The organism is Moraxella sp. (assembly GCF_024227015.1).
Lineage (GTDB): Bacteria > Pseudomonadota > Gammaproteobacteria > Pseudomonadales > Moraxellaceae > Moraxella.
The window spans coordinates 1-1,135 of sequence record NZ_JAAELD010000376.1 but is presented as its reverse complement, the minus strand read 5'-3'; the positions used below and the strand labels follow the sequence as shown (position 1 = coordinate 1,135).

At 44.2% G+C, this 1,135-nt stretch carries 2 protein-coding genes; both read right to left on the bottom strand.

All coding sequences use genetic code 11. The features are described from left to right. Positions 1–551, bottom strand: a 551-nt coding sequence (gene phoU, locus GY683_RS08765; protein ID WP_297288364.1) for a phosphate signaling complex protein PhoU, incomplete at its 3' end; no start/stop codon positions are given. Positions 552–640: 89 nt separating this feature from the next. After that, positions 641–1,135: TolC family protein (locus tag GY683_RS08760; RefSeq protein WP_297288363.1), on the bottom strand; the 495-nt coding region annotated here is incomplete at its 5' end.

Here is a 1,135-nt window from a genome sequence, read left to right as displayed (position 1 = left end):
TCTTCAATCATATAAGTCATCAAAGTACGCGTTGCAGATTGATATTCACGGTCAATATCAGCATCGGCCATCATCACACGTAGCGCTTGTTCTGCATCTAAGCGTGCAAAAGCGTCTAGGGCATCATGAATCATGACACGGACTTGGTTACCAATATGACGCGTTTCCATATAACCGCGAGGGGATTCGCCATCTTCACATAAGCTTTGCGCAATACGGGCAATTTTCGCAGCTTCATCACCAATACGCTCTAGGTCGGTATTGGCTTTCGACATCGCAATCACCATACGCAAATCAATCGCAGCAGGATGACGACGCGCCAAAATCAAGGTCAAGGCTTCATCAATTTCACGTTCGAGCTGATTCACCGCATTGTCTTTAAACTGAACATCGACCGCTAAGTTGGCATCGGTGTCGAGTAGCGCATGAATTGCATTTGCCACTTGTTGCTCTACCAAACCACCCATGGTCATAAATTTGGTGTTCACATCCTGCAAATCTTCATTGAACTGCGAAGAAATGTGATGGTTTAAAACAGGACTATTTGGCAAAGGACGTACTCCACAGCAACATCATGAGGGACTAAAGATTGAGCGATATTAAAGCATAGCAATTGTGAAGATTTGATGACAAGACCCTTTTATAAGCGTGCTTTGTCCACCAACCATGCATTCATTTCTTGAATATCTTGTTCAGTCAACTTACCCACAGATGCCTTTAAATGCAAGACATTGATCAGGTAGTCATACTTGGCATTGACATAGTCTTGCTTGGTCGAAAAGGCATTGCGCTGTGCCAGTAAAACATCGACCATGGTTTTTAAGCCTTCTTGATACTGCGCTTGTGAGGCACGAGAGACGAGGCTGGATGATTCCATGGCAGCTTTACGTGCTTGCAACTTGGCTTGGTCTGTTTCCACTTGTAAATAAGACTTTTTCACCTCGGTATTGGCTTTACGGATGGCGGCATCCAGTTCAGCTTCAGATTTTTTGACGTTGACGGCAGCTTTTTGAATCGACTTCTTGGTTCTCCCTCCCGTATAGACATTCCAATTCATCTCAATACCAATCTGATCAAAGTTGCCTTTGGACGACATAATATTGTCAGGCGTCTGCTCACTATAACCATAGCTTCC